This window comes from Arthrobacter sp. TmtSoilC48, assembly GCF_059739425.1.
On record NZ_AP046049.1, the window covers coordinates 3,276,915 to 3,300,457 of the forward strand.

General features: G+C 62.9%; 25 protein-coding genes and 1 riboswitch. Of the genes, 1 reads left to right on the forward strand and 24 read right to left on the reverse strand.

Annotated features, from left to right (window positions below):
* Positions 1-5 precede the first annotated feature (5 nt).
* The 7 genes from trpA to hisI all read right to left on the reverse strand — a co-directional run bounded on the left by trpA (position 6) and on the right by hisI (position 6,189).
* Complete coding sequence (gene trpA, locus AC6I97_RS15175; RefSeq protein WP_216923226.1) at positions 6-818, reverse strand: tryptophan synthase subunit alpha; 813 nt, start codon at positions 816-818, stop codon at positions 6-8.
* On the reverse strand, positions 818-2,194 hold the full coding sequence (gene trpB, locus AC6I97_RS15180; protein WP_497945335.1) for a tryptophan synthase subunit beta: 1,377 nt from the start codon (positions 2,192-2,194) through the stop codon (positions 818-820). Before trpB ends, trpA begins: the two co-directional genes overlap by 1 nt.
* A gap of 113 nt (positions 2,195-2,307) precedes the next feature.
* The gene (gene trpC / locus AC6I97_RS15185; protein WP_497945336.1) at positions 2,308-3,126 is read right to left on the reverse strand and encodes an indole-3-glycerol phosphate synthase TrpC; all 819 of its coding nucleotides are present in this window, start codon (positions 3,124-3,126) and stop codon (positions 2,308-2,310) included.
* 2 nt (positions 3,127-3,128) lie between these two features.
* Positions 3,129-3,401: an HGxxPAAW family protein gene (locus AC6I97_RS15190; RefSeq protein WP_216923214.1), complete on the reverse strand. Its 273-nt coding sequence runs from the start codon at positions 3,399-3,401 to the stop codon at positions 3,129-3,131.
* A 131-nt stretch (positions 3,402-3,532) separates the two neighbouring features.
* Positions 3,533-4,135 (reverse strand): Trp biosynthesis-associated membrane protein, encoded by a 603-nt coding sequence (locus tag AC6I97_RS15195; RefSeq protein ID WP_224167128.1) that lies wholly within the window; start codon positions 4,133-4,135, stop codon positions 3,533-3,535.
* Complete coding sequence (locus tag AC6I97_RS15200) at positions 4,132-5,715, reverse strand: anthranilate synthase component I (protein WP_497945337.1); 1,584 nt, start codon at positions 5,713-5,715, stop codon at positions 4,132-4,134. The genes AC6I97_RS15195 and AC6I97_RS15200 overlap by 4 nt, the downstream gene beginning before the upstream one ends.
* Positions 5,716-5,772: 57 nt before the next feature.
* Entirely contained in the window at positions 5,773-6,189 is a 417-nt protein-coding gene (gene hisI / locus AC6I97_RS15205; RefSeq protein ID WP_224089670.1) for a phosphoribosyl-AMP cyclohydrolase, read from the reverse strand.
* Positions 6,190-6,278: 89 nt separating this feature from the next.
* Between hisI and AC6I97_RS15210 the strand changes: the two genes are divergently transcribed.
* Positions 6,279-6,923: a TIGR03085 family metal-binding protein gene (locus tag AC6I97_RS15210; protein ID WP_224090954.1), complete on the forward strand. Its 645-nt coding sequence runs from the start codon at positions 6,279-6,281 to the stop codon at positions 6,921-6,923.
* 83 nt (positions 6,924-7,006) lie between these two features.
* Here AC6I97_RS15210 and hisF read toward each other — a convergent pair whose 3' ends face one another.
* The 17 genes from hisF to AC6I97_RS15295 form a co-directional block, all read right to left on the reverse strand.
* Positions 7,007-7,783: an imidazole glycerol phosphate synthase subunit HisF gene (hisF, locus tag AC6I97_RS15215; protein ID WP_497945338.1), complete on the reverse strand. Its 777-nt coding sequence runs from the start codon at positions 7,781-7,783 to the stop codon at positions 7,007-7,009.
* Between the two features lie 44 nt (positions 7,784-7,827).
* A complete protein-coding gene (hisG, locus tag AC6I97_RS15220) occupies positions 7,828-8,688 on the reverse strand; it encodes an ATP phosphoribosyltransferase (protein ID WP_224089667.1) in 861 nt (286 codons plus the stop codon).
* Positions 8,689-8,772: 84 nt separating this feature from the next.
* Entirely contained in the window at positions 8,773-9,036 is a 264-nt protein-coding gene (locus AC6I97_RS15225) for a phosphoribosyl-ATP diphosphatase (protein ID WP_018778638.1), read from the reverse strand.
* Between the two features lie 131 nt (positions 9,037-9,167).
* Entirely contained in the window at positions 9,168-9,653 is a 486-nt protein-coding gene (gene ribH, locus AC6I97_RS15230; RefSeq protein ID WP_223948696.1) for a 6,7-dimethyl-8-ribityllumazine synthase, read from the reverse strand.
* A gap of 18 nt (positions 9,654-9,671) precedes the next feature.
* Positions 9,672-10,376 (reverse strand): GTP cyclohydrolase II, encoded by a 705-nt coding sequence (gene ribA / locus AC6I97_RS15235; protein ID WP_224167125.1) that lies wholly within the window; start codon positions 10,374-10,376, stop codon positions 9,672-9,674.
* A complete protein-coding gene (gene ribB / locus AC6I97_RS15240) occupies positions 10,373-11,068 on the reverse strand; it encodes a 3,4-dihydroxy-2-butanone-4-phosphate synthase (RefSeq protein WP_224167124.1) in 696 nt (231 codons plus the stop codon). The genes ribA and ribB overlap by 4 nt, the downstream gene beginning before the upstream one ends.
* Positions 11,065-11,763 carry a riboflavin synthase gene (locus tag AC6I97_RS15245; RefSeq protein ID WP_497945339.1) on the reverse strand — a complete coding sequence of 233 codons (699 nt, stop codon included), beginning with the start codon at positions 11,761-11,763 and terminating at the stop codon, positions 11,065-11,067. The genes ribB and AC6I97_RS15245 overlap by 4 nt, the downstream gene beginning before the upstream one ends.
* Positions 11,763-12,854, reverse strand: a complete 1,092-nt coding sequence (gene ribD / locus AC6I97_RS15250; RefSeq protein ID WP_497947132.1) for a bifunctional diaminohydroxyphosphoribosylaminopyrimidine deaminase/5-amino-6-(5-phosphoribosylamino)uracil reductase RibD — start codon at positions 12,852-12,854, stop codon at positions 11,763-11,765. The genes AC6I97_RS15245 and ribD overlap by 1 nt, the downstream gene beginning before the upstream one ends.
* Positions 12,855-12,895: 41 nt before the next feature.
* Positions 12,896-13,588 carry a nicotinamide riboside transporter PnuC gene (gene pnuC / locus AC6I97_RS15255; protein WP_497945340.1) on the reverse strand — a complete coding sequence of 231 codons (693 nt, stop codon included), beginning with the start codon at positions 13,586-13,588 and terminating at the stop codon, positions 12,896-12,898.
* 87 nt (positions 13,589-13,675) lie between these two features.
* Positions 13,676-13,830, reverse strand: a riboswitch (FMN riboswitch).
* A 77-nt stretch (positions 13,831-13,907) separates the two neighbouring features.
* Positions 13,908-14,594 (reverse strand): ribulose-phosphate 3-epimerase, encoded by a 687-nt coding sequence (rpe, locus tag AC6I97_RS15260; RefSeq protein WP_224089664.1) that lies wholly within the window; start codon positions 14,592-14,594, stop codon positions 13,908-13,910.
* Between the two features lie 125 nt (positions 14,595-14,719).
* On the reverse strand, positions 14,720-16,270 hold the full coding sequence (locus AC6I97_RS15265; protein WP_224167121.1) for an RsmB/NOP family class I SAM-dependent RNA methyltransferase: 1,551 nt from the start codon (positions 16,268-16,270) through the stop codon (positions 14,720-14,722).
* Positions 16,267-17,187, reverse strand: coding sequence for a methionyl-tRNA formyltransferase (gene fmt, locus AC6I97_RS15270; protein ID WP_224089663.1), 921 nt, complete (start codon positions 17,185-17,187; stop codon positions 16,267-16,269). The genes AC6I97_RS15265 and fmt overlap by 4 nt, the downstream gene beginning before the upstream one ends.
* A complete protein-coding gene (gene def / locus AC6I97_RS15275) occupies positions 17,184-17,756 on the reverse strand; it encodes a peptide deformylase (protein WP_224089662.1) in 573 nt (190 codons plus the stop codon). Before def ends, fmt begins: the two co-directional genes overlap by 4 nt.
* 50 nt (positions 17,757-17,806) lie before the next feature.
* On the reverse strand, positions 17,807-18,760 hold the full coding sequence (locus tag AC6I97_RS15280) for a cytochrome (RefSeq protein WP_497945341.1): 954 nt from the start codon (positions 18,758-18,760) through the stop codon (positions 17,807-17,809).
* A 37-nt stretch (positions 18,761-18,797) separates the two neighbouring features.
* On the reverse strand, positions 18,798-18,977 hold the full coding sequence (locus tag AC6I97_RS15285) for a hypothetical protein (RefSeq protein WP_497945342.1): 180 nt from the start codon (positions 18,975-18,977) through the stop codon (positions 18,798-18,800).
* A 220-nt stretch (positions 18,978-19,197) separates the two neighbouring features.
* Positions 19,198-20,679 carry a SpaH/EbpB family LPXTG-anchored major pilin gene (locus tag AC6I97_RS15290; protein WP_497945343.1) on the reverse strand — a complete coding sequence of 494 codons (1,482 nt, stop codon included), beginning with the start codon at positions 20,677-20,679 and terminating at the stop codon, positions 19,198-19,200.
* A 171-nt stretch (positions 20,680-20,850) separates the two neighbouring features.
* Positions 20,851-22,815 carry a CLIPPER-2 domain-containing protein gene (locus tag AC6I97_RS15295; RefSeq protein ID WP_497945344.1) on the reverse strand — a complete coding sequence of 655 codons (1,965 nt, stop codon included), beginning with the start codon at positions 22,813-22,815 and terminating at the stop codon, positions 20,851-20,853.
* Positions 22,816-23,543: the final 728 nt, after the last annotated feature.

Here is a 23,543-nt window from a genome sequence, read left to right on the forward strand (position 1 = left end):
TTTTCCTAGGCGTCTGCAGCTGCGCGGCCCAAGCCGGCGCTGAGGTTCTTGGTGAGTTGGCCGACGGCGTCAACGCCGCCGTCGCGGAGGGCCGCCACGAGAGCGGTGCCGACGATCACGCCGTCCGCGTACTCAGCTATCTCGCGGACATGGTCCGGGTTGGAAACACCGAGGCCAACGCAAACCCGTTCTGCACCTGCAGCGTGGGCACGCGCCACGACGTCTTCGGCTGTGCTGCTGACAGATTGGCGCGTACCGGTCACGCCCATGATGGAGACGGCATACACGAAGCCGCGGCTGGCCTTGACAGTCATGTCCAGGCGTTCAGGCGTGGATGACGGGGCCACCAGGAAGACCCTGTCCAGTCCGTACTTGTCCGAAGCCTCGAACCACTCACTGGCCTCATCCGGAATAAGGTCCGGAGTAATAAGGCCGGCTCCACCGGATTCAGCCAGGCGGCGGGAGAACTCATCCACGCCCATGCGCATGACGGGGTTCCAGTAGGTCATGACCAACACGGCGGCGTCAGTAGCGGCTGTGATCCCTGCAACGACGTCGAAGACATTGGCCACACGGAAACCGTTGTTGATCGCTTCCGTGGTAGCAGCCTGGATTACAGGCCCATCCATCACGGGATCGGAGTAGGGAATGCCGATCTCAATGAGGTCCGCACCGTTCCGTGCCAGGGCAATGCCTGCATCGATGCTGTCCTGGACAGTGGGGTAGCCTGCCGGAAGGTATCCGACAAGGGCAGCCCTGCCCTCGGCCTTGGCGCGGTCGATGGCGGCAGCGGATTTGCTGGCGAATTGTTCAGTCATCAGTTCTGGTCCTCGTTTACGTCCACGGCTGCTTCGGAGGTGCGCTCTACAGGACCCTTGGGCTTGCGGGTAGAAAGCGTGGTGCCCTTGACGTGACCTTCTTCGTCCAGCATGTTGAACCACGCGGCTGCTGTTTCGACGTCCTTATCCCCTCGTCCGGACAGGTTCACGATCACGGAGATCTCGGACGGGTCCTCTTTGCCCTCAGTGAGGCGCTTGCCCACTTTAATGGCACCGGCAAGCGCGTGCGCAGACTCGATAGCCGGGATGATGCCCTCCGTCCGGCACAGGAGGCTGAAGGCGTCCATGGCTTCGGTGTCCGTGATGGCCTCGTACGTCACGCGTCCGATGTCCGCCAGGTACGAGTGCTCGGGTCCCACGCTGGGGTAGTCAAGTCCGGCAGAGATCGAGTGGGATTCGATGGTCTGGCCGTCTTCGTCCTGCATCAGGTACGAACGTGCACCATGGAGCACACCGGGACGTCCCAGGGAGATTGCTGCGGCGTGACGCCCCGTCTCAACGCCATCGCCACCGGCTTCAAAGCCGTAGATCTTCACGGAAGCGTCGTCAAGGAAGCTGTGGAACAGGCCGATGGCGTTGGATCCACCACCAATGCAGGCACAGATGGCGTCGGGCAGCTTGCCGGTCTGATCCAGGATCTGGGCGCGGGCTTCCTCGCCAATCACTTCGTGGAAGAAGCGGACCATGGCAGGGAACGGGTGGGCTCCGGCAGCGGTACCCAACAGGTAGTGAGTGGTCTCCACGTTGGAAACCCAATCCCGCAGGGCGTCGTTGATGGCGTCCTTGAGGGTCTGCGAACCGTTGGTCACAGGAACCACGGTGGCGCCGAGCAGTTGCATACGGGCAACGTTCAAAGCCTGGCGGCGGCAGTCCTCGGCACCCATGTAGACAACGCACTCCAGGCCCAGGAGGGCTGCTGCCGTGGCACTGGCAACACCGTGCTGGCCTGCGCCGGTTTCAGCAATGACCCGGGTCTTGCCCATGCGCTTGGCCAGGAGGGCTTGCCCCAGGACGTTGTTGATCTTGTGGGAACCGGTGTGGTTGAGGTCTTCACGCTTGAGGAAAATCCTGGCTCCACCGGCGTGGCGGGAGAAGCGCTTGGCCTCGGTCAGCAGCGAGGGACGCCCGGAGTAGTTCTTGTTGAGGTCCTTCAACTCCGCGAGGAAATCGGGATCGGCTTTCGCTTTCTCGAACGTGTCCTGGACTTCGTCGAGTGCGGCGATAAGTGACTCGGGCATCCAACGGCCACCGTAGTTGCCGAAGTACGGCCCGCTTGCGTTGCGCAGCGAATGGCCACCTTGCAGGAATGCGTCGGCCGCATTCTCTTCCGAGCTGGCTGTTGGCGCGTCCACCATCAGTCTCACCGTCCTGTTCCAGTTAGTTCATCGGGTAGTTCCACGTGCCACAAGGCAGCCGCAGGCACAAGCCCGGGCTGCCTCATGGCTATCGCCTTGCTTCAGGTACTGCCTCAGTTCCTGACGGCGATGGCGGCAGCTCCAGCTGCCTTGAATTCGGTGATGCGTTCGCGCGGGGTTGAGTCGCTGACCAGCGCCTCCCCCACCAAAATGGCGTTGGCGCCACTAGCGGCATAGTGTGTGACGTCCTCGGCCGTCCGTACGCCGGACTCCGCCACAATCACAGCCTCAGCCGGAATCAAACCGGCCAATGAACCGAAAACTGAGCGGTCGACGCCGAGCGTCTTCAGGTTGCGGACGTTGATACCGATGATTTTGGCCTGCGCAGCGACGGCACGCTCAATTTCCTCTTCGGTATGCGTTTCCACCAGCACGTTCATGCCAAGCTCATGGCTGAGGGCGCTGAAGTCAGCCAGCTCCGAATCAGACAAAGCCGCAACGATCAGCAGAATGAGGTCCGCACCATGGGCGCGGGCTTCCCAGATCTGGTACTCGTCCACCGTGAAGTCCTTGCGCAGCAAGGGAATATCGACGGCGGCACGTACGGCATCGAGATCCGCCAGCGATCCACCAAAACGTCGCTTTTCGGTAAGGACGCTGATGACCGAAGCTCCGCCATCTTCGTACTGCACCGCAAGCGAGGCGGGGTCATCAATGGGTGCAAGGTCGCCTTTGGACGGGCTTCGACGTTTGATTTCAGCGATGACCTTGAGATCGTCACGATTCGAGGAGGGACCACCCAGGGCAGCCCAGGCGTCACGCGCGGGTGCTGCGGCTGCAACGCGGTCCTTCAGCTCAACGAGGGACACAAGCCGGCGGCGGGCCTCCATGTCCTCCTTGACGCCGACGATGATGTCGTCAAGAACGGTCACGATTAGTGGCCGTTGTTCTGCAGCTTGCTGCCACCCACTCCGTAGCCGGCCTTGCGCATGGCCCAACCTACGATGAGGCCGGCCACCATGACCACAACACCACCGATGAAGATGGGGGTGCTGGCGATGACGAAAGCAATGGAGGAAATCAGGGCGCCGACCAGCATCACAATCACGCAGGTCCAGGCAGCCGGGCTGTTACCGTGGCCGATGGCATCAGCGTGGCTGGCCATGGTGGAGGTAGCTTGGTTTGCGGACACTGTGGTTTTGCTCATGTGGAATCTCCTCAGGATGAATACTGCTTACATTCTGCCATTTATTGACGGCGGCCGGGACATCGTCCGACGTCAGGACCAGCGCCGGCGCTTATGTTGCGCCAGACCGGCCCGAAAGATTGCTGGACCGCCTACGTTGGGTCTTCGCCGCGGGAAAGACTGTCCCAGCTGTCGATCTCGTCCACGGGTCCGCTACCGCGTTCCTTGACGGCAGCGGCGTCGTACTTGGTCCGGGTTTTCCAATGCCGTCCTGCCAGCGGCAAGACCACTGCACAGACGGCAAGCAGGGCACCGGCCACGATAGCCAGGACGGGGAAGACCGTTGTGGCCACGTTCGCCTGACCTCCCGAAATGCCCGTTGCCGCAGCGATGGAGCCCTGGGCAGCGCCGAGAGGATCCGACAGGACCGTAGCGGCTGCCAGGATTATCCCGGCAGCGGACAGGGCAAGGAGGGCCGCGATGATCCAGCGGGCGATCCGCCCCGCGATGGAAGCCGCCAACCCACCGGCAAGCGCTACCAGGGCCAGGGCGGTAACGGCCGTGGCTGCCTTGCTGCCCTGGACGTGAAGGTCGCTGTTGGAGGCAGCTGTGGGATCAAGCCGGACCTCGATCCAGGTCTGCGTGGTGGTTCCAAAGACAGCCAGTGCCAGGAGTGCCGTTGCAAGAACAAGCGTTGACTTCCGTGCCCAACGCGGCGGTGTGGTCGCCGCGGGTCCCGGTGCTTCAGCGGTCATGAGGCGGGCGTCCCGCCGTCGACGATTCCTGCGTCCCGCACTGTCTCGGCGGAAATGTTCTGCAAAGAACCGGCCGTGTGCACGGCCCGAAGCGGCGCAGCGGCCTTGTTCACGGTTTCAAGAGCTTCCGATGGCTTGTGAGAATCGGCAACGATCCCGCCGCCGGCCTGCACGTAGGCACGGCCTTCCCGCAGCAACGCAGAACGGATGGCAATCGCCATGTCCATGTCACCGGCGAAGTCCAGGTAGCCCACCACGCCACCGTAGATACCACGGCGGTGCGGTTCGAGTTCGTCCAGGAGGCGCAACGCCCGCGGCTTCGGGGCTCCGGACAGCGTGCCCGCGGGGAAAGTTGCCTTGAGGACGTCGTAGGCCTTGGCGTGGGGAGCCAACTCTCCCACCACGGTGGACACCAGGTGCATGATGTGGCTGAACCGCTCCACCTCCATGAACTGGGTGACGTCAACCGTGCCGGCCACGCACACCTTGGAGAGGTCGTTGCGTGAAAGGTCAACCAGCATAAGGTGCTCGGCGCGCTCCTTCTGGTCGGCCAGCAGTTCCGTGGCCAGGGCTTTGTCGGCTTCAACAGTCTTGCCACGCGGACGCGATCCGGCGATGGGGTGCGTAATGACTTCGCCGCCGGTTACCGTCACCAATGCCTCCGGTGAGGAACCTACGATCGAGTACTCGCGGCCGTCAGCATCCTCGAGGTTGAAGATGTACATGTAGGGGCTCGGGTTGGTGTTGCGCAGTACGCGGTAAACGTCCAGGGGGTCGGCCTTGCACTCCATTTCGAAGCGGCGTGAAATGACGACCTGGAAGACCTCGCCATCGACGATCGCCTCCTTGCCGCGATCGATGGCTTCCAGGTACTTGGCCTCGTCCCAGCGTTCCTGCACGCTCGACGCAAAATCCAGTGCGGCCGGCTCCAGCACCGAAACCGGCTGGGCGACAGGCGTGCTGACCTGGTCCAGCAGCGCTTTAACCCGCGCCACGGCGTCGTGCCAGGCGTCGTCCACACGCTCGGAACTGTTGTCGAAGTTGATCGCGTTGGCGATCAGGAGGACAGTGCCATCCACGTTGTCGTGCACTGCCATGTCTGTGACCAGGTTCAGGGCCATCTCAGGCAGCTGCAGGTCGTCTTCCGGCGGTGCCGTCAGCTTCTCCCAATGGCGTACAGCTTCCCACCCCAGGAACCCAACGAGCCCTGACGTAAAGGGCGGCAGCCCTTCAAAACGATCAGTTTGCAGGGCGGCGATGGTGTCACGGACTGCCTCCACCGGATTGCCTGCCACGGGCACGCCGACCGGTGGCTCACCGATCCAGTGTGCCTGGCCATCCTTGGTGGTCAGGGTGGCGCGGGACTTGGCACCAATGAAGGAATAGCGGGACCAGGCCCCGCCAACGGCTGCCGACTCCAGGAGGAAAGTACCGGGCTGGCCCTTGGCGAGCTTACGGTACAGGCCGATGGGGGTCTCGGCGTCGGCCAGGACTTTGAGTCGGACAGGGATGACACGGCTGTGGACGGCGAGTTCGCGGAACTCTTCCAGGCCCGGGCTGATGATTCCAAGGTCCTGCATGGCTATTGTTCTCCGCCTTTGGTCTTAGGTGGTGCGTCAGGGAAACTAGGGGATGCCTTAATCGCGGTGGCCCGTTACAACCGAAAAGTCGCGCCCGTCGAAGCAGGTCCGGGTACCGGTGTGGCAGGCTGCGCCGATCTGGTCAACGCGGACCAGGAGGGCATCGCCGTCGCAGTCAAGGGCGACTGACTTCACGAACTGTACGTGCCCGGAAGTGTCGCCCTTGCGCCAGTATTCCTGGCGGGAGCGCGAGTAGAAGGTCACGCGTCCCGTGGTCATGGTGCGGCGAAGTGCCTCGTCATCCATCCAGCCCAGCATGAGGACCTCATGGGTATCGTGCTGCTGGATGATGGCGGCTACAAGGCCTGCGGAATCGCGCTTAAGGGCGCTGGCGATCTCCTGCGGCAGGGTGTCCGCGGGGTCGCTGGAGAGCTCCACGGCAGGAGTTGGACTGGGGGCGGACTGCTCTGACATCAGATCAAGTCTAGTGCCTTTGATGGGAGGCGTATTCTGCGGCGGTTCCACTGCGCAACCTTGCCCTGATCGTGCTAGTTTCACAAGTGATGCATTTCGTCGATCCTTCCCGAGAAGTACTGGCCGAAACCCTGCTGGCGGCCGGACCTGACTCCCCCACGCTCTGCCAAGGGTGGCTCACCCGGGATCTTGCGGCGCACCTCTACCTGCGGGAGCGCAAAGCGGCCGTGGGCATTGGCCTCCTGATCCCCAGCCTCGGCAAGGCTTCGGACAAAGCGACGGCCAAACTTGCCGCCAAGCTCAAGACCACCGACGACTACGCGGAACTCGTCAAGACGTTCCGTGCAGGACCGCCGGCCCTTTCCCCTCTGAAGATCAAGGCGCTGGACGAAACGTCGAATCTCATCGAATATTTCGTCCACACGGAGGACATCCGCCGCGCAAGTGACCGCTGGGCGCCCAGGGCCCTCGACGAAGCGTACTCGGATGCCTTGTGGGATGAACTGATCAAGCGGGCGGCTTTCCTTTACCGCGGTGTGGACCTCGGCATCGTTCTGGTGCGGCCCTCGGGCCCCCGGCACGTTGCCAAACGCGCACCGGTGTCGGTTGCGATTGTTGGCGAACCCGGGGAACTGCTGATGCATGCCCACGGCCGCACCAGCCAGGCCCTCGTCACCTTCGAAGGCCAGCCGGACGCCGTCGCGCTTCTACAAACCGCAGACATCGGCCTTTAAGACAAGCAACGCGGGGTCACTTAGGGCCCATCATCCTTGCGGAGATGGGCCGGAAGTGACCCCGCGTTGCTTTGGCGATGGAGCTACCTGACTTCGAAGCCAGCCTCGCGAATTGCTGCTTTGACTTGGGCGATCATGTCATCCGGACCGAAGTGGAACACCGAAGCTGCCAGCACCGCATCGGCTCCGGCTTGCACGGCTGGAGGGAAATGCGCGGGCTTCCCGGCACCACCGGAGGCGATGATCGGTATGTTGACTGCCCCACGGACAAGACGGATCAGTTCAAGGTCGAATCCCTCCTTGGTGCCGTCAGCGTCGATCGAGTTCAGTAGGATTTCTCCCACGCCCCGGTCCGCGGCTTCCTTGGCCCAGGCGATGGCGTCGATTCCCGTCCCGGTCCGGCCACCGTGGGTGGTGACTTCAAAACCGGACGACGTCGGGGCGTCGCCTTCGCGGGTCCGGCGCGCATCCACGGAGAGCACCAGGACCTGGGAGCCGAAGTGGCGCGTGATCTCATCGATGACCTCAGGCCGGGCCACAGCGGCGGTGTTGATCGATGCCTTGTCAGCGCCGAAGCGCAGGAGCTTATCCACCTCAGCCACGCCGCGCACGCCGCCACCGACGGTCAGCGGAATGAAGACTTCCTCGGCCGTGCGGCGAACGACATCGAACGTGGTTTCGCGGTTGCCCGATGATGCGGTGACATCCAGGAACGTCAGTTCATCCGCACCGCCATTGTCATAACGGTGCGCCAGTTCCACCGGGTCTCCGGCGTCCCGCAAGCCCTCGAAGTTGACGCCTTTGACCACGCGGCCGGCATCGACGTCCAGGCAGGGAATGACGCGTACGGCTACAGCCATGTGCTTACTCCTAGAATTCTGCTCTGCTCGATGGTGATGCTGGATCAGATACGGCAGGCGTGGATGCTGCTGACCAGGATGGCGCGGGCGCCCAGATCGTACAGCTCGTCCATGATGCGGTTGGTTTCCTTCTTGGGGACCATCGAACGCACGGCCACCCATTCCGAATCCCGCAACGGGGAAACGGTGGGTGATTCAAGGCCAGGGGTGAGTGCGGCAGCATCCTCCACCAGATCCTTGCGGATGTCGTAGTCCATCAACACGTACTGCCGGGCCACAAGGACGCCCTGCAGACGGCGGATGAGGACGTCGATTTCCTTGGCGGTGCCATTCGCGGCACCACCGGGACCTGTGCGCCTGATGAGCACGGCCTCGGACTTAAGAATGGGATCACCGAAGATTTCCATTCCGGCTGCCTTGAGGGTGTTGCCCGTCTCGACCACGTCGGCAATGGCGTCCGCGACGCCGAGCCGGACCGATGACTCGACGGCCCCGTCCAGTCGGACCACCTTGGCGTTCACGCCACGATCCGCCAGATAGTCGCGCAGGAGCCCGTCGTAACTGGTAGCAAGGCGCTTGCCTTCGAGCTGCTCGACGCCGGTGAAGTCACCTACGGGGCCGGCGAAACGGAAAGTAGAAGGGGCAAAGCCCAAGGGAAGGAGTTCTTCGGCTTCCACCTTTGCGTCCAGCAAGAGGTCGCGTCCGGTGATTCCGACGTCCAGGGTTCCCTGGCCCACATACACCGCGATGTCGCGGGGGCGCAGGAAGAAGAACTCAATGTCATTGTCGGGATCAACCATGACCAGTTCGCGGGTGTCGCGGCGCTGGCGGTAACCGGCCTCGGACAACATTGCAGAGGCGGCTTCTGACAGGGATCCCTTGTTGGGGACTGCTACACGGAGCATGGGGAGACTTTCTGTTTGGAATGGAGGTTTTCAGGCACTTCGGCCACGCAGCTGGCTCCGCTTATTGAAGACGGAGTGGCGTGGCTAGAGATGCTTGTAAACGTCTTCCAGGCTGAGGCCCTTGGCGAGCATGAGGACCTGCAGGTGGTACAGCAACTGGGAGATTTCCTCGGCAGCAGCTTCATCGGATTCGTACTCGGCGGCCATCCACACTTCGGCGGCCTCTTCGACCACTTTCTTACCGATGCCGTGGATTCCGGAGTCCAGTTCGGCAACCGTGCGCGAGCCTGCCGGGCGGGTCGCTGCTTTCTCACTCAGTTCTGCGAACAGCGTCTCGAAATTCTTCACGCCCTACAGACTACTTGCTTAGGGGCTGGCACCGCTTGTTGGGGCGTTGCATGACGAAGGGGATGTGAGTGAAGACACACGCACATCCCCTTCAACGCCTGCTGACCAGTGTCAGCTGGACTGCTTCCGCGTCAGCTGTACTGCTTCAGCGTCACCGCCGTGGCAAGGGCCGCGGTCACTGCCTCGTGTCCCTTGTCTTCATTGGAGCCCGGGAGGCCCGCCCGGTCCAAGCCCTGCTGTTCCGTATCGCAGGTCAGTACGCCGAACCCGACCGGAACGCCGGTGCGGACGCTGACATCGGTGAGTCCCGACGTCGCGGCCTGGCATACGTACTCGAAGTGCGGCGTACCGCCGCGGATAACAACACCGAGGGCCACGACGGCGTCGAAGTGCGGTGCGAGCCGGGCCGCGGCAACCGGGAGTTCGAAGCTGCCAGGGACGCGCAGCAGGGTGGGCTCGGCGATGCCGGCTTCCTTCGCCGCGCGGAGGGCACCATCAACCAGTCCATCCATGATCTGGGTATGCCAGCTGGCTGCCACAATGGCGAGCTTGAGCTGCGAGGTTTCCTCGGGCTTGAGGGTGGTGAGGTCGATAGTGGGGGCGCCGTGTCCGCTCATTGTTTGATGGAATTCCGTTCAGTCTTGTTCGTTGTCAAAGGGGCTTCGGGACGGAGTCTTTCCGTTGCCGACGGGCTCGGTTTCGAGCGTCAGACGGTGATCCATCCGGTCTTTCTTGGTCTGCAAATAGCGAACGTTCTGTTCACGCGAAGGGACCTCGGTGGGAACCATTTCCACCACCGAGACGCCAGCCTGGGCCAGGCGGTTCTGCTTGTCCGGATTGTTGCTGAGCAAGCGGACTTCATGCAGGCCCATCTCGGCCAGGATCTGACCCGCGGCACTATAAGAGCGCGCGTCTACGGGCAATCCCAGCTGTTCGTTGGCCTCGACGGTATCGAAACCGGCTTCCTGCAGAGCGTAGGCCTTGATCTTGTTGGCCAGGCCAATGCCTCGCCCTTCCTGGCCCCGCAAGTACAGCAGCGTCCCACCTTCAGCGTGGATGAGCTCCAGGGCAAAAGCCAATTGCTCGCCGCAATCGCAACGATAAGATCCGAAGACGTCGCCGGTGAGGCATTCGGAATGCAGGCGCACCAGTGGCGCCTGGCCATCCTTGGGCGCGTTGGGGGAACTCACGGCAAGGTGTTCCACACCCGTAACGTGGTCCGTCCAGGCCTGGGCTACAAAGTCACCAAAGGCGGTGGGCAGCTGGACAATCGGGCCGCCGCTCACCGGGTGGGGCGTGGGCTCGGTGTCGTCGCTGCTGCGCGTTGTCGGTGCGGTCATCGCTTCTCCTCGTCTGCCACTGAAACGTGTGCCGTCTGGGACTCTACCGCGTCAACGTATGCCACCAGATCCTCAATGGAGATGAGGGGGCATCCGTGTTCGGCGGCGAAATCGCGCAAGCTGTCCAGGCGCATCATTTCACCATCGTCATGTACCAACTCAGCGATCACGCCCACCGGAGCAAGCCCGGCAAGCCGACACAGGTCCACGGCTGCTTCCGTGTGTCCCGGACGTTCACGCACTCCCCCCTTAACCGCCCGCAGCGGGAAAATATGCCCGGGGCGCGTAATCGCCGCCGGAGTGCTCTGCGGGTCGGCGAGGATCCGGGCCGTCAATGCGCGGTCCGTGGCCGAAATACCAGTGCTCACTCCGATCGCCGCATCGCAGGAAACGGTGTAGGCAGTGCCTTTGGCGTCCTCATTGACTGCCACCATGGGCGGAAGCGCCAGGGCGTCCGCCCGTTCCGCTTCAAGCGGAACGCAAATGACGCCCGATGAATACCGGATGGTCCACCCCATGAGGGCGGGCGTGGCATGTTCAGCAGCGAAAATGATGTCGCCTTCGTTCTCGCGGTCTTCGTTGTCCACCACGATGACTGCCTGGCCGGCAGCCATCGCCGCGATCGCAGATTCCACGGGATCCAGGCCTGTACGACCCGACGCCGGCGAGACCGTCTTGGTCGGGGTGCTCATCGCGCAACCTCCTGGTTCTCGGCAGACTCGCTGGCTGTTTCCGCGCTGGCCGTCTCCGCGCTGGCGCGATGCGCCGGGGAGCCCTGTGGAGCAAAGGACAGGAGCCGCTCGGTGTATTTGGCGAGCACATCCACTTCCAGGTTTACGCGTGCGCCAACCGGCTTGGCCCCCAGGCCGGTCTCCTCCAAGGTCGTAGGAATGAGCCCTACCTCGAACCACGGAGCCGCTTCAGCAGCCGCGCTCACTGCCGTTACAGTCAGTGAAACACCGTCGACGGCGATCGAACCTTTCTCGGCAATGTACCGTGCCAGCGGCCCGGGGACGCCAAGCCGCAAACGATCCCAGTTGCCCAGCGGCTCCCGTTCCAGCAGCTCACCCACGCCGTCAACATGTCCTTGGACCACATGTCCGTCAAGGCGCCCGCCAGCAGGGACGCAGCGCTCGAGGTTCACGGTATCCCCCGCGGCCAACTCGCCGATGGTGGTGCGGACCAGGGTCTCCCCCATGACGTCGACGCTGAAATCCTGGCCGTCAATCCGGGTTGCGGTCAAGCAGACTCCGTTGACTGCGATGGAACCTCCCAAGGCCAGGCCCTCGGTGCTGGTCGGGGCTTTCAGCCGCAACGTCGCGCTGGCATCGCCGTCGCGGTCAATACCCAGGACGGTGCCCTGTTCGGCAACGATTCCGGTAAACATCAGTGTCCTCCTGTGACGTATTCCGCAGCTTCACTGCGCGGAATGGAATTCTTGGTTGTGCTGGCCGCTGCTGTGGCGACCGCTGATCTCATTGACCGCAGATGCAGCCGAAGGTCGTTGCCGAGGGTCTGTACAGCCCCGCCACCGGCATCGTCCCAGGCCCAGTGTTGGGCATCGGCCAACGTAGTGATGCCGAGGTCGTTCAGCGCAGGCGTTCCAGATCCTAAAAGGGTTGGAGCAAGATAGACGATCAGTTCGTCCACCAATCCGGCGGCAAGGAACGTGCTGAGGATGCTGGAACCGCCTTCCACCATGAGGTGCCTGACGCCTTGGTGGAACAGTTGGCTGAGCGCTTCCGCCGGATCCCTGGTCTGCAGGTGCACGAAACGGCCATCGGTTCCGCGTACCGCAGCGTCTTCGGGAACGTCCCGCAAACCCATGACGGCGCGGAGCGGCTGGCGCTGCGCCAGGCTGCCGTCGGAGGCCCGGGCCGTCAGACGTGGATTGTCGATAAGTACCGTGCCAGTGCCCACCAGGATCGCATCGATGAGGCTCCGCAATCCGTGGTTGTCCGCGAGGGACTCAGGACTGGAGATCCATTGGCTGGTACCGTCCACAGCGGCGATGCGGCTGTCCAGCGTCTGGGCGATGTGCAAGGTGACGAACGGACGTTGGGTTGCGACGGCGTCGAACCATTCCCGATTGAGGTCAAACGCCTTGTCGGCGCCGAGGCCGGATTCGACGTCGACTCCCGCGGCTTGCAGCGTGCGGGCACCGCCCGCGGCGGGATCGTGGGGATCATCGACGGCGTAAATCACCTTGGAGATCCCGGCCTCAATGATGGCCTGTGCGCAGGGACCGGTGCGGCCCACGTGGTTGCAGGGCTCCAGGGTGACGACCATGGTGGTTCCTGCAAGATCCACGCCCTGACGGCGTGCCTCAAGAATGGCATCTGCCTCGGCGTGGGCTGTGCCGGCTCCCCGATGGTAGCCAACGGCGAGCTGTTCTCCTCCGGGGCTGAGCACAACGGCGCCCACCAACGGGTTTGATCCACGCGGCCCGCCCAAGGCAGCTGCAAGGGCCACATCCATAGCCGCAGCCTCGGCGGTATTGAAGAGTTTGGGGTTCAGAGTCACGGAGCGACTCCTACTACAGCAGGGGCCGTGGCGGTCGTGGCGCGTTCGCGCTTCTCTGCCCGCCACCACACGAAGAAACCGGTCAACGTAAAGAATCCGTAGAAAAGATACATGACGGCACTGGCGTAGTACCCGGCGCTGAAGAGCAACGGGACGCCGACTATGTCAACGGCCACCCAGATGAGCCAGAACTCGGTCCATCCCCGGGCCATACCGTATGTGGCCAGCAGGGAACCTGTGAAGGTCCAGGCATCAGCCCACACGGGCGGGTAGGAGCCCAGCGCGTCGAAGAGGGGTGTCAGGGCGGCCGTTCCGGCCACCATTGCCCCAAGGAGGGCGATGCGGACTTTGTTACTGGCCCAGCCCGGGACGATTGCGCGTCCCTGGTTGCTGGCATGCCGCCCTTGCTGCCAGCGGTACCAACCGTAGACGGCCACCGCTATGAACATGATCTGCCGTGCAGCCTGTCCCCATAGGGTTGCCGGGGTGGCTGCGCCGAAAACGTTGCCGAGGAAGACCGTCAGCAGGAGGATATTTCCCAGAATGCCTACAGGCCACGCCCAGACTTTGCGGCGCATTCCGCCGAGGGCGCTGGCGAGCCCAAAGATGTTGCCAAGCACTTCGCGTAAAACAAGCGCAGATCCTCCAACGGGAATCTGTGCTTCGAAGAGCCATCGCAGAAAGTCCATGCCGTTCCTTCCCAGTAAGCCGCGATGGCTCCGGGGGTGTACGACAGCGCACTGCGCGGCGTCCCTAAGGACACACACAGCATGACTGTACGTGCTTCTCCCATCCAGACTTTAACTGTCGGTACCGGAATTCCACCGGTTCAACCGTTTGCCAGCGGGATTCCAATGACTTGGATCCCAAGGCGCGCGGGTCGCGGACTATAACCGCCGGTTCGGACTTACACCGACCCCGGAGCACGTATGTGTGTTGCTATTCTGCCACAACTGCGGAGATGCCTGAGCTATTCCCCGCAATCTTCGTAACATCTGATGACGGTCGTCACGGTTTCGCCGAGCCGCCCGCCATTGCGGCCTTGGACCCGGCCGCTCGGAGCCGATCGATTGCCGCGGCAGGGTCTTCATCCCCGTACACAGCTGACCCTGCCACGAAGACGTTCGCCCCCGCTTCAGCTGCGCGAAGGATGGTTTCCTCGGTGATCCCGCCATCCACCTGAATGGCCACGCCGATTCCGGATCCGTCAATGGCTGCGCGGGCGCGGCGGATCTTGGGCAAGGTGATATCCAGGAAGGACTGGCCACCAAAGCCCGGTTCAACCGTCATGATCAGGAGCATGTCCAGTTCGCTGAGCATGTCCAAATACGGCTCAACCGGAGTGGCGGGCCGCAATGCCATACCCGCTTTTGAACCACGGGCCCGCAGTTCACGGGCAAGCTTGACAGGCGCCATGGCAGCCTCGACATGAAACGTCACCGACGCGAGGCCCGCGTCCGCATAGGCAGGTGCCCACCTGTCAGCATCTGAAATCATCAGGTGTGCATCCAAGGGAACCGGGCTGACGGCTTGGATCCGCTGTACCACCGGCAGGCCAAGCGTCAGGTTGGGAACGAAGTGGTTGTCCATGACATCCACGTGCACGGCATCGGCGTTGCCGATCCGCTGCAGCTCCGCCTCAAGGTTGACGAAGTCGGCGGACAGGATGCTCGGGTTGATACAGCACTGAGACAAGGCAGCCCCTTTGGGTCAGTTGTTTTATCGATTTGTGTTCAAGCGAGGGTGGCGGGCCAGGACTTTTGCGGGGCCAGGACTTTTGCGGAGCCAGGACTTTTGCGGAGCTAGGGCTAATTACGGAGCTAGGACTTTTTGCGGATGAGCGCCATGAACATGGCATCCGTGTGGTGAACGTGCGGCCAAAGCTGGGCCGTAAGCTCGTGCCCGGCCCCAAGACTTCCGGTGAGGCTTACAGCGTCCAGTGCCTTGCCGGCGTCGAGCAGCTCAAGGTCATCACGTTTTCCGAGGACATCACCCACGACGGCTGTGGTTTCCGCCGGGTGGGGTGAACACGTCACGTAGGCCACAACGCCTCCGGGCTTGACGGCGTCGATAGCCGAAACCAGGAGTTCTCGCTGCAGCGGACCAAGGTCCGCGATGTCCTTGGGTGCACGGCGCCACCGTGATTCGGGACGCCTGCGTAAGGCACCAAGACCACTGCACGGAACGTCCACCAATACCCGGTCAAAGGAGTCGGGTTGTTCGCCGCCAACCTCCCGTCCATCACCGGTCCGCACCGTCCAGGATTCCGCAGGTACCGCAGACAGCGCCTGCTGGACCAGCTTGGCGCGGTGCGGTGCAGGCTCGTTGGCGAGCAAGGTCGCGCCATCACGGTGAGCCAGGGCGGCAAGCAATGCAGCTTTGCCTCCCGGCCCTGCGCACAAGTCCAGCCAGCGCTCTCCTTCGCGGGCAGGGGCTCCCAGATCGACGCTTGCAACTGCGCGGGCTACGAGTTGTGAGCCGACATCCTGAACGCGGGTAGTTCCCCTCCGGACCGACTCGAGCCTGCCAAGGTCGCCTCCGGCCGACAGCGCGGAGTCCTCTACCAGCTCTCCAGCCGCAGCCCCGTTTTCGAAAGCTTCCTCAAGGTTCCCCAGCCCTGGCAGAGCAACCAGATTAACCACAGGCGCCGCGTTGTCTGCCTCCAGCAGGGCTTCAATTTCGGTTTTGGATCTTCCATGGTTCACCAACGACTGGCGAAGTGCGCGGACGATCCATTCCGGGTGTGCGTGACGCAGTGCAGCAATCCTGGTCTCGTCAGTCTCCTGCTCCAGCAGGACGTCCATCCACTCGGCCATGGTGTGGGCGGTGACTTTCCGCAAGACGGCGTTGATGAGCGCAGACGGCCCGGCGCCGATGACCGCGCGGGCAAGGCCCACGGTTTGGTCCAGCGCAGCATGGGCAGGAACGCGCATGGAAAGCAGCTGATGTGCGCCGATGCGCAAGGCATCAAGGATCGCTGGGTCGAGTTGTTCGAGGGGCCGGTCCACGCAGCGGGCCAGGATGGCATCGTAGGTGCCCTGACCCCGCAATGCACCGTAGCTCAGCTCGGTTGCAAAACCAGCGTCGCGGCGGTCCAGCCGATGTTCCCGGATTCTGGCAGGAAGGACAAGATTGGCATACGCGTCTTCCGACGCAACGGCGCGGAGGACTTCGTAAGCTACCAAACGCGCAGGATCAGCACGACGCGTGCGCTGCGACGGGGCGTTATTGGAGTAACCCCGCTGGGGCCCCCTGTTTCGTTCCCTGCCCTGGGCATTGCGCTTGCTGTCGCTACGGCCTCCACGATTGGCGTGTCCGCCACCGTCCCGGCTCCCGCTGTTGTTGGGGCCTCGCCGGCCGGACTCGCTCATTGGAATACCACTTTCTCAGGTGCAGCCAAGCCGCGGGCCCAGTCGGCCGGCGACATCATCTTTTTGCCGGCGGGTTGAATCCGCCCCAATTCCACTGCATGGGAACCAGTGCCTACCAGCACTGACTTTCCATCGACCCGGACGGCTCCGGGAGCAATGTCCTTGACGTCAGGCCGGAGCCCCACGGGTTCAAGCTTGATCCTTTGACCCTCCAACGTGGTCCACGCGCCGGGCTCAGGCGTAACGCCACGTGCCCTTCGATTCAGGGCAAGGGCCGGCTGTTGCCAGTCCAACCGTCCGTCCTCGAGCGAGAGTTTGGGGGCCAGGGAAACCTCGCCGGTCTGCGGCTGCGGCGCCGCCTGGCCGGCGTCGATGGCGGACAGCGTCTGGCTGAGGAGGACGGCGCCACTCACGGAAAGGCGCTGAAGAAGATCACCAGCGGTGTCAGCCGGGCGCACGGTTTCGGTTAGCGTCCCAAACACCGGGCCCGTATCCAGCCCTTCTTCCAACTGGAAGGTAGCCGCCCCAGTGACGTCGTCACCTGCGATGATGGAGCGCTGCACCGGAGCAGCACCACGCCACGCGGGCAGGAGCGAGAAGTGGAGATTGACCCAGCCGTGCCGGGGAACGCCCAAGGCAGCGCGAGGCACGATTCCCCCATAAGCCACGATGGCGGCTACGTCCGGAGCAATTTCAGCAATTCGGGCCGTAGTGTCAGCGTCCACCTTGGCAGCGCGAATGACCTCGATGCCAAGTTCCTCGGCCCGGGCGGCAACCGGTGACGGCGTCAGAACCCGTTTGCGTCCCAACGGTGCATCCGGGCGGGTCAGGACAGCAACGATGTCAAAGCCAGCCTTGACCAAGGCATCCAAGGATGGGACGGCGACTGCCGGAGTACCTGCAAAGAGGACCCTCACTCGGGAGCCCCGAAACTGCCGCCACCAAAGCTGGAACCAACAGAGCTTGCCCGCTTGGATGTGGTCTGCTCCGTCACAGCGTGGTAGTTGGCGTTTCGGATGGCACGCAGCGCGGCTTTTCGGTCTTCGCCCTCCAGCCTGTCCGTGTAAAGGACGCCGTCCAGGTGATCGGTCTCGTGCTGGAAGCAACGTGCCAACATACCTTCGGCCTCAACCTCTACGGGATTGCCATTGAGATCCACACCCGTAACACGCGTTGCGCGGTGACGGCGCACGGGAAAACCAAGGCCGGGTATGGAGAGGCAGCCCTCAACTTCATCCGGTTGGAAATCTTCGCTGTTTTCCAGGACCGGGTTGATGATGTGTCCCTCTACACCGCCAATGCGATAGGTGAAGACCCGCTTACTAACGCCCACCTGGGGTGCAGCGAGGCCTGCGCCTTCCACGTCCTCCATGGTTTCCATCATGTCTGCTACCAGCTTGGCGAGCTCCGGACCGAATTCAGTAACGGGATCGGCTACGGTGCGCAACACCGGATCCCCAATGATTCGGATACTCAAAATTGCCATCTGCTGTCAGTCCTCACGATCGTCACACTCTGGTCCGGCTGTTGCGGAGCCTAAGCCAGTTTAGTTGAGTGCAAGCTGCTGCCGCTGTCCCTGGTCCCAGCGCCTGCAGGCACCAGGGAGGCGGACTCCAACGACGGCGACGCGGGCTCCAACGAGGGCGAGACGAACGACGGCGGCGGGACGGGCATGAGTGCCTGCCCAGCCGCAGTTACATCGGCAGACATCTCCCACACCCGTCTCAGGGCACAGAACTTCCACCAATGGTGCTTAAGGACATCCGGGTTGGCTCGTTGAGGCCTTACTTCCGTTTCTCCGATAGCCACGGCCAGCAGCATTGGATTCGCACCAAACTTCCACGGCTCCCACTCCCCCGCTACCGGGTCAACGAGGCTCTCTTCCGCCTTCATTCCCGCTACCAGTTGCATGACGACTTTGTCGTCGAGTGCCTTGACAGTGCCATCGCGGGTGGTGCCCTTGGTCTTGTAATCGATCAGGCAGATGCGCCCGTTAATCCTCGCAACGAGGTCCAGCGTGCCGGCATAGCCAACAGTCTTGTTCCAGACAGTGATTTCCGGAGCCAGCGGCTCCACCCTGTACAGCTCCCACCATTCGTCAAAGCGGGCTGCAAAGGCCTGCTCACCGTGGGAGGCAAGCTCATCACGGCATTCCTGCATCCGATGCGGACGACCCAGCGCGCGCAAGGCCACCTGCTCACAGTAATTGTGGACGCGATCGCCTCTTGCCGCAGCTTGGTCCCTATAGATCTCAGCTGCCTTGGAAGCTTTGTTGACCGCCTGCCGGATCCTCGCCGGGCTGCCAAGCAAGGCTGGAAGTTCGGGATCTGCGGCCAAGCTGCTTGCCCCCATATAACTGAACCAACCGTCCAGGGAGTGCGCCTGCTGCCCTATCACCGTGGTGATGGAGGGGACAGAGAATTGCTCCGTTGTGGAGCGGGCGTACATTCGTCCGTAGTCGGTTGCGTGGGCAAGAAGTGGAGCAGTCATACAAAGACTCTGACACAGAGCACCGACAGAATTCCCCTCAGCTGCCAGGCGCGCCCGCTCTTGCTGGGCGAATTCCGCCTTCGACGGGCCGTTCCCCAAAGATCATTGCCGCCTGTTCAGCCGGCAGGCGGGCGAGCTTTGCCGCAAGGATGGGCGACGTCGTGGCCAAGTCCTTCATGAGTGCCTCGGAGTCTTCAGGTTCCGTTGTTCCATTCATGTTGATGCTGTGCACTGGCCGGCATTTTTGTGACGCCGGAATGCTCCGTATGTGGCTCGGTATCGCAGCAGTTGACCATCAACAGGGCTGCGGCGGTTTTGAGGTGCGGCAGTTATGGAGACTGCAGAAGGGAATGCAAGTGGGGAAGAGCGCGTGGTTGGCGTTCTTCCCCACTTGGGGTTGCTGCGGGGGCCGCGGTAGCGGCGCCCTGCAGTGGGTGTTAGTTGTTGTTGGTGCGGCGGTTGCGGACGAGCATCAGGGCTGCGCCGGCGACGAGGAGGGCTCCTGCTGCGTAGAGGATGCCGGTTCCGACGCCACCGGTCAGCGGCAGTTCAAAGCCGCTGTTGGAGGGGATGTTCTTGACTTGCAGGTCGATCCCGACGCCGGTGGTGGTGCTGTTGATCAGGAAGGAAACCGGCTCGGCGAGCAGTTCGTAGCCTGCCGGGGCGGTGGTTTCCACGAGGTAGTAGGTGCGGTAGTCCGGGGTTCCGGGTGCCACGGCTGCGCCGTTGGCCCAGTCCGAGTAACGCAGGCCCGAGATCGTCAAGGTGCCGTCCGCGGCGACGGTGAAGACGCTCTGGCCGTTGAGGTCTACCGGGTTCGTTCCGGCTTTCGCGTCGGCTTCGTTGGTGTAGACGGAGAACGCGGCACCGGCAAGGGCTGCACCGTTCTCGTTGACCTTCTGCAGGGTCATTTCTCCCCACTTGGTCACGACCGGGGGTGTGACGACCGGGCCGCCGGGCTGGCCCGGGGCGATGGTGAAGCTGGCAGCGTTGGGGTAAACGAGGGCTTCGTTTTCGATTTCACCGATGGTGTTGACCTTGGTGTTGACCATGACCTGCACGCGGGTGTCGGTGTGGGCTGCCAGTTTGGCAAGACCGGCGGGGGTGAAGATGACCGAGACGGTGTTGTTCGCGGCGTCGAAGTTCACGGTGTAGTCCGTGCCCGCGGTCAGGGGTGTGCCGTCAACGAGGGTCGCGGACGCACCGATGTAGGTCAGCTTCTGGTCCAGGACATCCACGATCTTGTAGCCATCGATGACGTCTTCGTTCGGGATGTCACCGGTGATGGTGAAGTCGATCTGGTCCCCGAGCTTCACGTCCGGGGCGTCCGTGACGGTCTTTTCAGCACCGGCAACGGAGTTCTTCGGGTAGACGTGGACGTCGTAGATCCAGTTGTCGTTGTTATCCGGGTCCGTCAACGGCACGGAGACCAGGAACGGGGCCGAGGGTGTCACACCGGCCGGGTAGTTCGTTTCCGTCACCAGGTACAGGCCCACCGGCAAGGCGGTGAACGCTGCGGTGCCGGCAGCGTCGGTGGTCTTCACCTGGGCAGCACCCAGGGTGTACCCGGCGCCGGTGATCGAACCGTTGGGATCGGCCGGGGCGAAGACGCTGGAGAGGTTGTGCGCGGCGTCCCAGCCGGCGTTGGTGGACAGGTCAATGGTGTTGACCTGCTCGATGGTGAACTCGATACCGGCCAACGGTGTCAGGCCGGTCGTGTCCACGGACGTGCCGTTGTTCGGCAGGCCCGTCGGGGTGGAGGGACGTTCGAACTTATGGACCGTGATGGAACCGGTCATGTCCCCGTCAACCAGGGGCGCAGCCGAAGCCGGGGCCACGGAGAAGGACATCGCCAACACCGCCCCGGCAATCGTGGCGGCGGCGGTCTTCCAAAGCCGCCCGGTGTGGTGATTACTCACAGTGTTTTCCTCTTTCATCGTGATGGTTCTTCCTACAGGTGGTACTCGGAGATGGACATGCACCGCCCCGCCCCGCAACACGCACAAGGCCAGGAGGGAACTCTTCTTTAGGTAGTGACCGGCTCGTCCCGGCTCTTCTTTAGGTAGTGACCGGCTCGTCCCGGCTCTTCTTTAGGTAATGGACTCGTGCCGGGTGGTCGTGGATTCCTGCCGGGTAGTAGCGGACTCACGGCGGCGGTTGGCGGCCAGGGCCAGGGCGGCCAGCAACAGGGCCGATCCTGCGGTGGTGAAGGGCCACCAGCCGATGCCGCCGGACTCGGGCAGCTCCAGGGCCGGCACGTCCCGGACCGTGAGCAGGAAGATCCCGTCACCATCGGCGTCGGTACTGGTCACCACCCCACCCGCGGAGCCTTGTCCCGTGGAGCCTTGTCCGAGGGTCACGGTGCCGTTGGTGGCGATGGTGAATTTCACCGGTTCGGCCAGGAGGTTGAACCCGGCCGGGGCGGTGGTTTCTTCAAGCCAGTACGTTCCGGGCTGGATTCCTTCGAGTTGGAACCGGCCTGTTTGCCCCGCCACGGCCGTCACGGTGGGGCTGGCCAGCACGGCACCGGGGGTGCCGGCGTTATCGACGTGCACCGCCCAGGTGGAGCCTGCCATCGGCACCCAGGTCCCGCCGGAGGACTCGCCGATCTTCTCGATCAGGACCTTCGCCGGCGTCACGTGCGTGGTGGTGCAGTCAGGGCCGGCCGCTCCGGAAGAGGGTGCGCAGGTCAGCGGTGGTGTGGTGGTCGCGGTGCCCGTCACGACGTTGACGAGTTGTTCGTTCCACGCCCCGGCTTTGACCAGCACACTGTATTTCAGGGTGGCCGTCTGCCCGGCCGGCAGCGTAAACGCCGCCGTGGTCAGCACCGTGGAGGGTGGTACGGGGTTGGCCACCGGCACGGGTGCTCCGGTGCCGATGACCAGGGTCGCTGACCCGGACACGAACGTCGCGTCATCCAGGACCTCTGCCAGGTCGTCCTTCAGCACGACCCCGGTGATGGTGCCGCTGATACTGGACGCCGTCACCGTGTACACGATGGTCTGGCCAGGGCTCACGGACTGGTTTGCGGGAACGGACCCGTTGACCGTGGCGCTCTTCTTGATCTTCCACGCAGCCGGCGCGGTGACCTGCGCATCATCGGTTGCCGAGACAGGCAACCCCAGGGGCGGGTTCCCGGTGACCTTCGCCGTGTTGGTCACCAACCCCGTGGTCACATCCGAGGCCGTGACCACATACGTTGCGGTCGCCGTCACGGACTGCCCCGGCAAAAGGATCCCCGGAAGGCCAGGCCAGGCATACGACAAAGCCGACATGGTGCCCGTTCCGGAGAACTGGGTTTCGGTGATCACCACCGAGGTCAGCGTCACGTTGCCCGTGTTCTTCGCCACGAACGTGTATGTGGCCGTTTCACCGGCCACCAGCGTGGTCTTGTTCACCGTTTTCACCAACGTGATCGCCGGAGCAGACGAGGGAGCAACAGTAAAGAGGTAATCCTCCACCTCACCGGAATCCGATGCACCGATCGGGACCTGGACCTGGGCGGTGGTGTAACCGATCCGGAACCGCGCATACGTCGTCCCCGCACCCACCCCGGCAGGGACCACCCAGGTCAGCGTCGCCGACGTCGCACCGGCCACGAACGAGGCACAGGCCCGCTCGGTAGCGCTGTCGAAAAGCCCGTTCCTGTTGAAATCAATCCACCCACACGTCGTGCCCGGCTTGCTCGCCCCGCTGATCGCCACCGTCGTGGAATAACCGGTAGAACCCTGCACCATCGGAGCCAGCGTCACGCCGTCGTCCATCAGGTCCAAAGCCGCCGTCGCACCCGCATTCGGCGAAACCGTGCCGTTCGCCACCGACGCGTTGTCCTCCGTGACATTCGCCCCCAACGTCACATCCGACAGATCCGCCCGCGCAGCGTTGTTTTGATCGTAAGTAGCAGGCGCATCACCAAAATCCTGCGGAACAGTCACCGCCATGACGAAGTTGTCCGCGTTATGGTTTGGATCTTGGGCGTCGTTGATCGTGTATGGCGGAAGCGCGCTGGTGGTCTGGACAAAGACCGCGCTGATATCGAACGTCAACGAGGTCACAATGCCATTGATACGGACAGACCCACAGGCCGCAGTCGCTTGGGCATTTACAGGCTGAGGATCGTTCGTTTGGGTGGTCGTCGCGCACCGAGTACCTGCGTTGTCGTTAGTGGCCGTAATGGCATTTCCCGACACGCTAAGGTTTCCACCGGAAAGCTTGGTCATCGTCAAGCCCGCGGTTGCGAGATTCAACACGGCGTGGAGCTGGGACTGGCGGTCGACAGGTCCTTTCTTGTTTTCGTACCAAGTCACGTTTCCACCGAGGCCAGCGATGTTGAGCACTGGATTCCTCACGGGCTGGCTAAACGCGATCGTGACCGTCCCCAAGCCGCTACAGGGACCGGTTGCCGCGCAATTATTGACCGCGTTGGTAGCGAATTCAACAGCCGGGGACCCAGTCCCAATGTTTTGTGAGAAATCAGAGGCCACATATCCACGGCTGCCCATCGTTGACTGTCCCACGAGGTCAGTCAGTCCGGATTGATCATAGGTGGCCGTAAGACCGGATCCTGGCATCGTCAAAATAGCCGCTCCGCCGGTAACGTTTGCCTGGTTGGTTGCTACTTCGTAGGCGTGAGCTGATGGACTTAGGTGGAGCACCCCCATTGAAAGTGCGCCAAAAACGACCATTAATACGGCAACGAAGGCTGTTATTTTCCCAAGCAGATACTTCAAGGGATTCTCTCCAATGAACAGTGACCGACAGACCCCACAGCCGACGGCCAAAC

Coding starts and splice junctions, on each gene's coding strand:
- trpA (WP_216923226.1), bottom strand. CDS start 818: ATGACTGAACAATTCGCCAGCAAATCCGCTGCCGCCATCGACCGCGCC.
- ribB (WP_224167124.1), bottom strand. CDS start 11,068: ATGAGCACCCCGACCAAGACGGTCTCGCCGGCGTCGGGTCGTACAGGC.
- ribH (WP_223948696.1), bottom strand. CDS start 9,653: ATGAGCGGACACGGCGCCCCCACTATCGACCTCACCACCCTCAAGCCC.
- def (WP_224089662.1), bottom strand. CDS start 17,756: ATGGCAATTTTGAGTATCCGAATCATTGGGGATCCGGTGTTGCGCACC.
- AC6I97_RS15190 (WP_216923214.1), bottom strand. CDS start 3,401: ATGAGCAAAACCACAGTGTCCGCAAACCAAGCTACCTCCACCATGGCC.
- trpB (WP_497945335.1), bottom strand. CDS start 2,194: ATGGTGGACGCGCCAACAGCCAGCTCGGAAGAGAATGCGGCCGACGCA.
- hisG (WP_224089667.1), bottom strand. CDS start 8,688: ATGCTCCGTGTAGCAGTCCCCAACAAGGGATCCCTGTCAGAAGCCGCC.
- AC6I97_RS15265 (WP_224167121.1), bottom strand. CDS start 16,270: ATGAGCGAGTCCGGCCGGCGAGGCCCCAACAACAGCGGGAGCCGGGAC.
- hisI (WP_224089670.1), bottom strand. CDS start 6,189: ATGTCAGAGCAGTCCGCCCCCAGTCCAACTCCTGCCGTGGAGCTCTCC.
- AC6I97_RS15210 (WP_224090954.1), top strand. CDS start 6,279: ATGCATTTCGTCGATCCTTCCCGAGAAGTACTGGCCGAAACCCTGCTG.
- ribA (WP_224167125.1), bottom strand. CDS start 10,376: ATGACCGCACCGACAACGCGCAGCAGCGACGACACCGAGCCCACGCCC.
- AC6I97_RS15285 (WP_497945342.1), bottom strand. CDS start 18,977: ATGAATGGAACAACGGAACCTGAAGACTCCGAGGCACTCATGAAGGAC.
- AC6I97_RS15195 (WP_224167128.1), bottom strand. CDS start 4,135: ATGACCGCTGAAGCACCGGGACCCGCGGCGACCACACCGCCGCGTTGG.
- AC6I97_RS15280 (WP_497945341.1), bottom strand. CDS start 18,760: ATGACTGCTCCACTTCTTGCCCACGCAACCGACTACGGACGAATGTAC.
- pnuC (WP_497945340.1), bottom strand. CDS start 13,588: ATGGACTTTCTGCGATGGCTCTTCGAAGCACAGATTCCCGTTGGAGGA.
- ribD (WP_497947132.1), bottom strand. CDS start 12,854: ATGGATGTGGCCCTTGCAGCTGCCTTGGGCGGGCCGCGTGGATCAAAC.
- hisF (WP_497945338.1), bottom strand. CDS start 7,783: ATGGCTGTAGCCGTACGCGTCATTCCCTGCCTGGACGTCGATGCCGGC.
- AC6I97_RS15245 (WP_497945339.1), bottom strand. CDS start 11,763: ATGTTTACCGGAATCGTTGCCGAACAGGGCACCGTCCTGGGTATTGAC.
- AC6I97_RS15200 (WP_497945337.1), bottom strand. CDS start 5,715: ATGCAGGACCTTGGAATCATCAGCCCGGGCCTGGAAGAGTTCCGCGAA.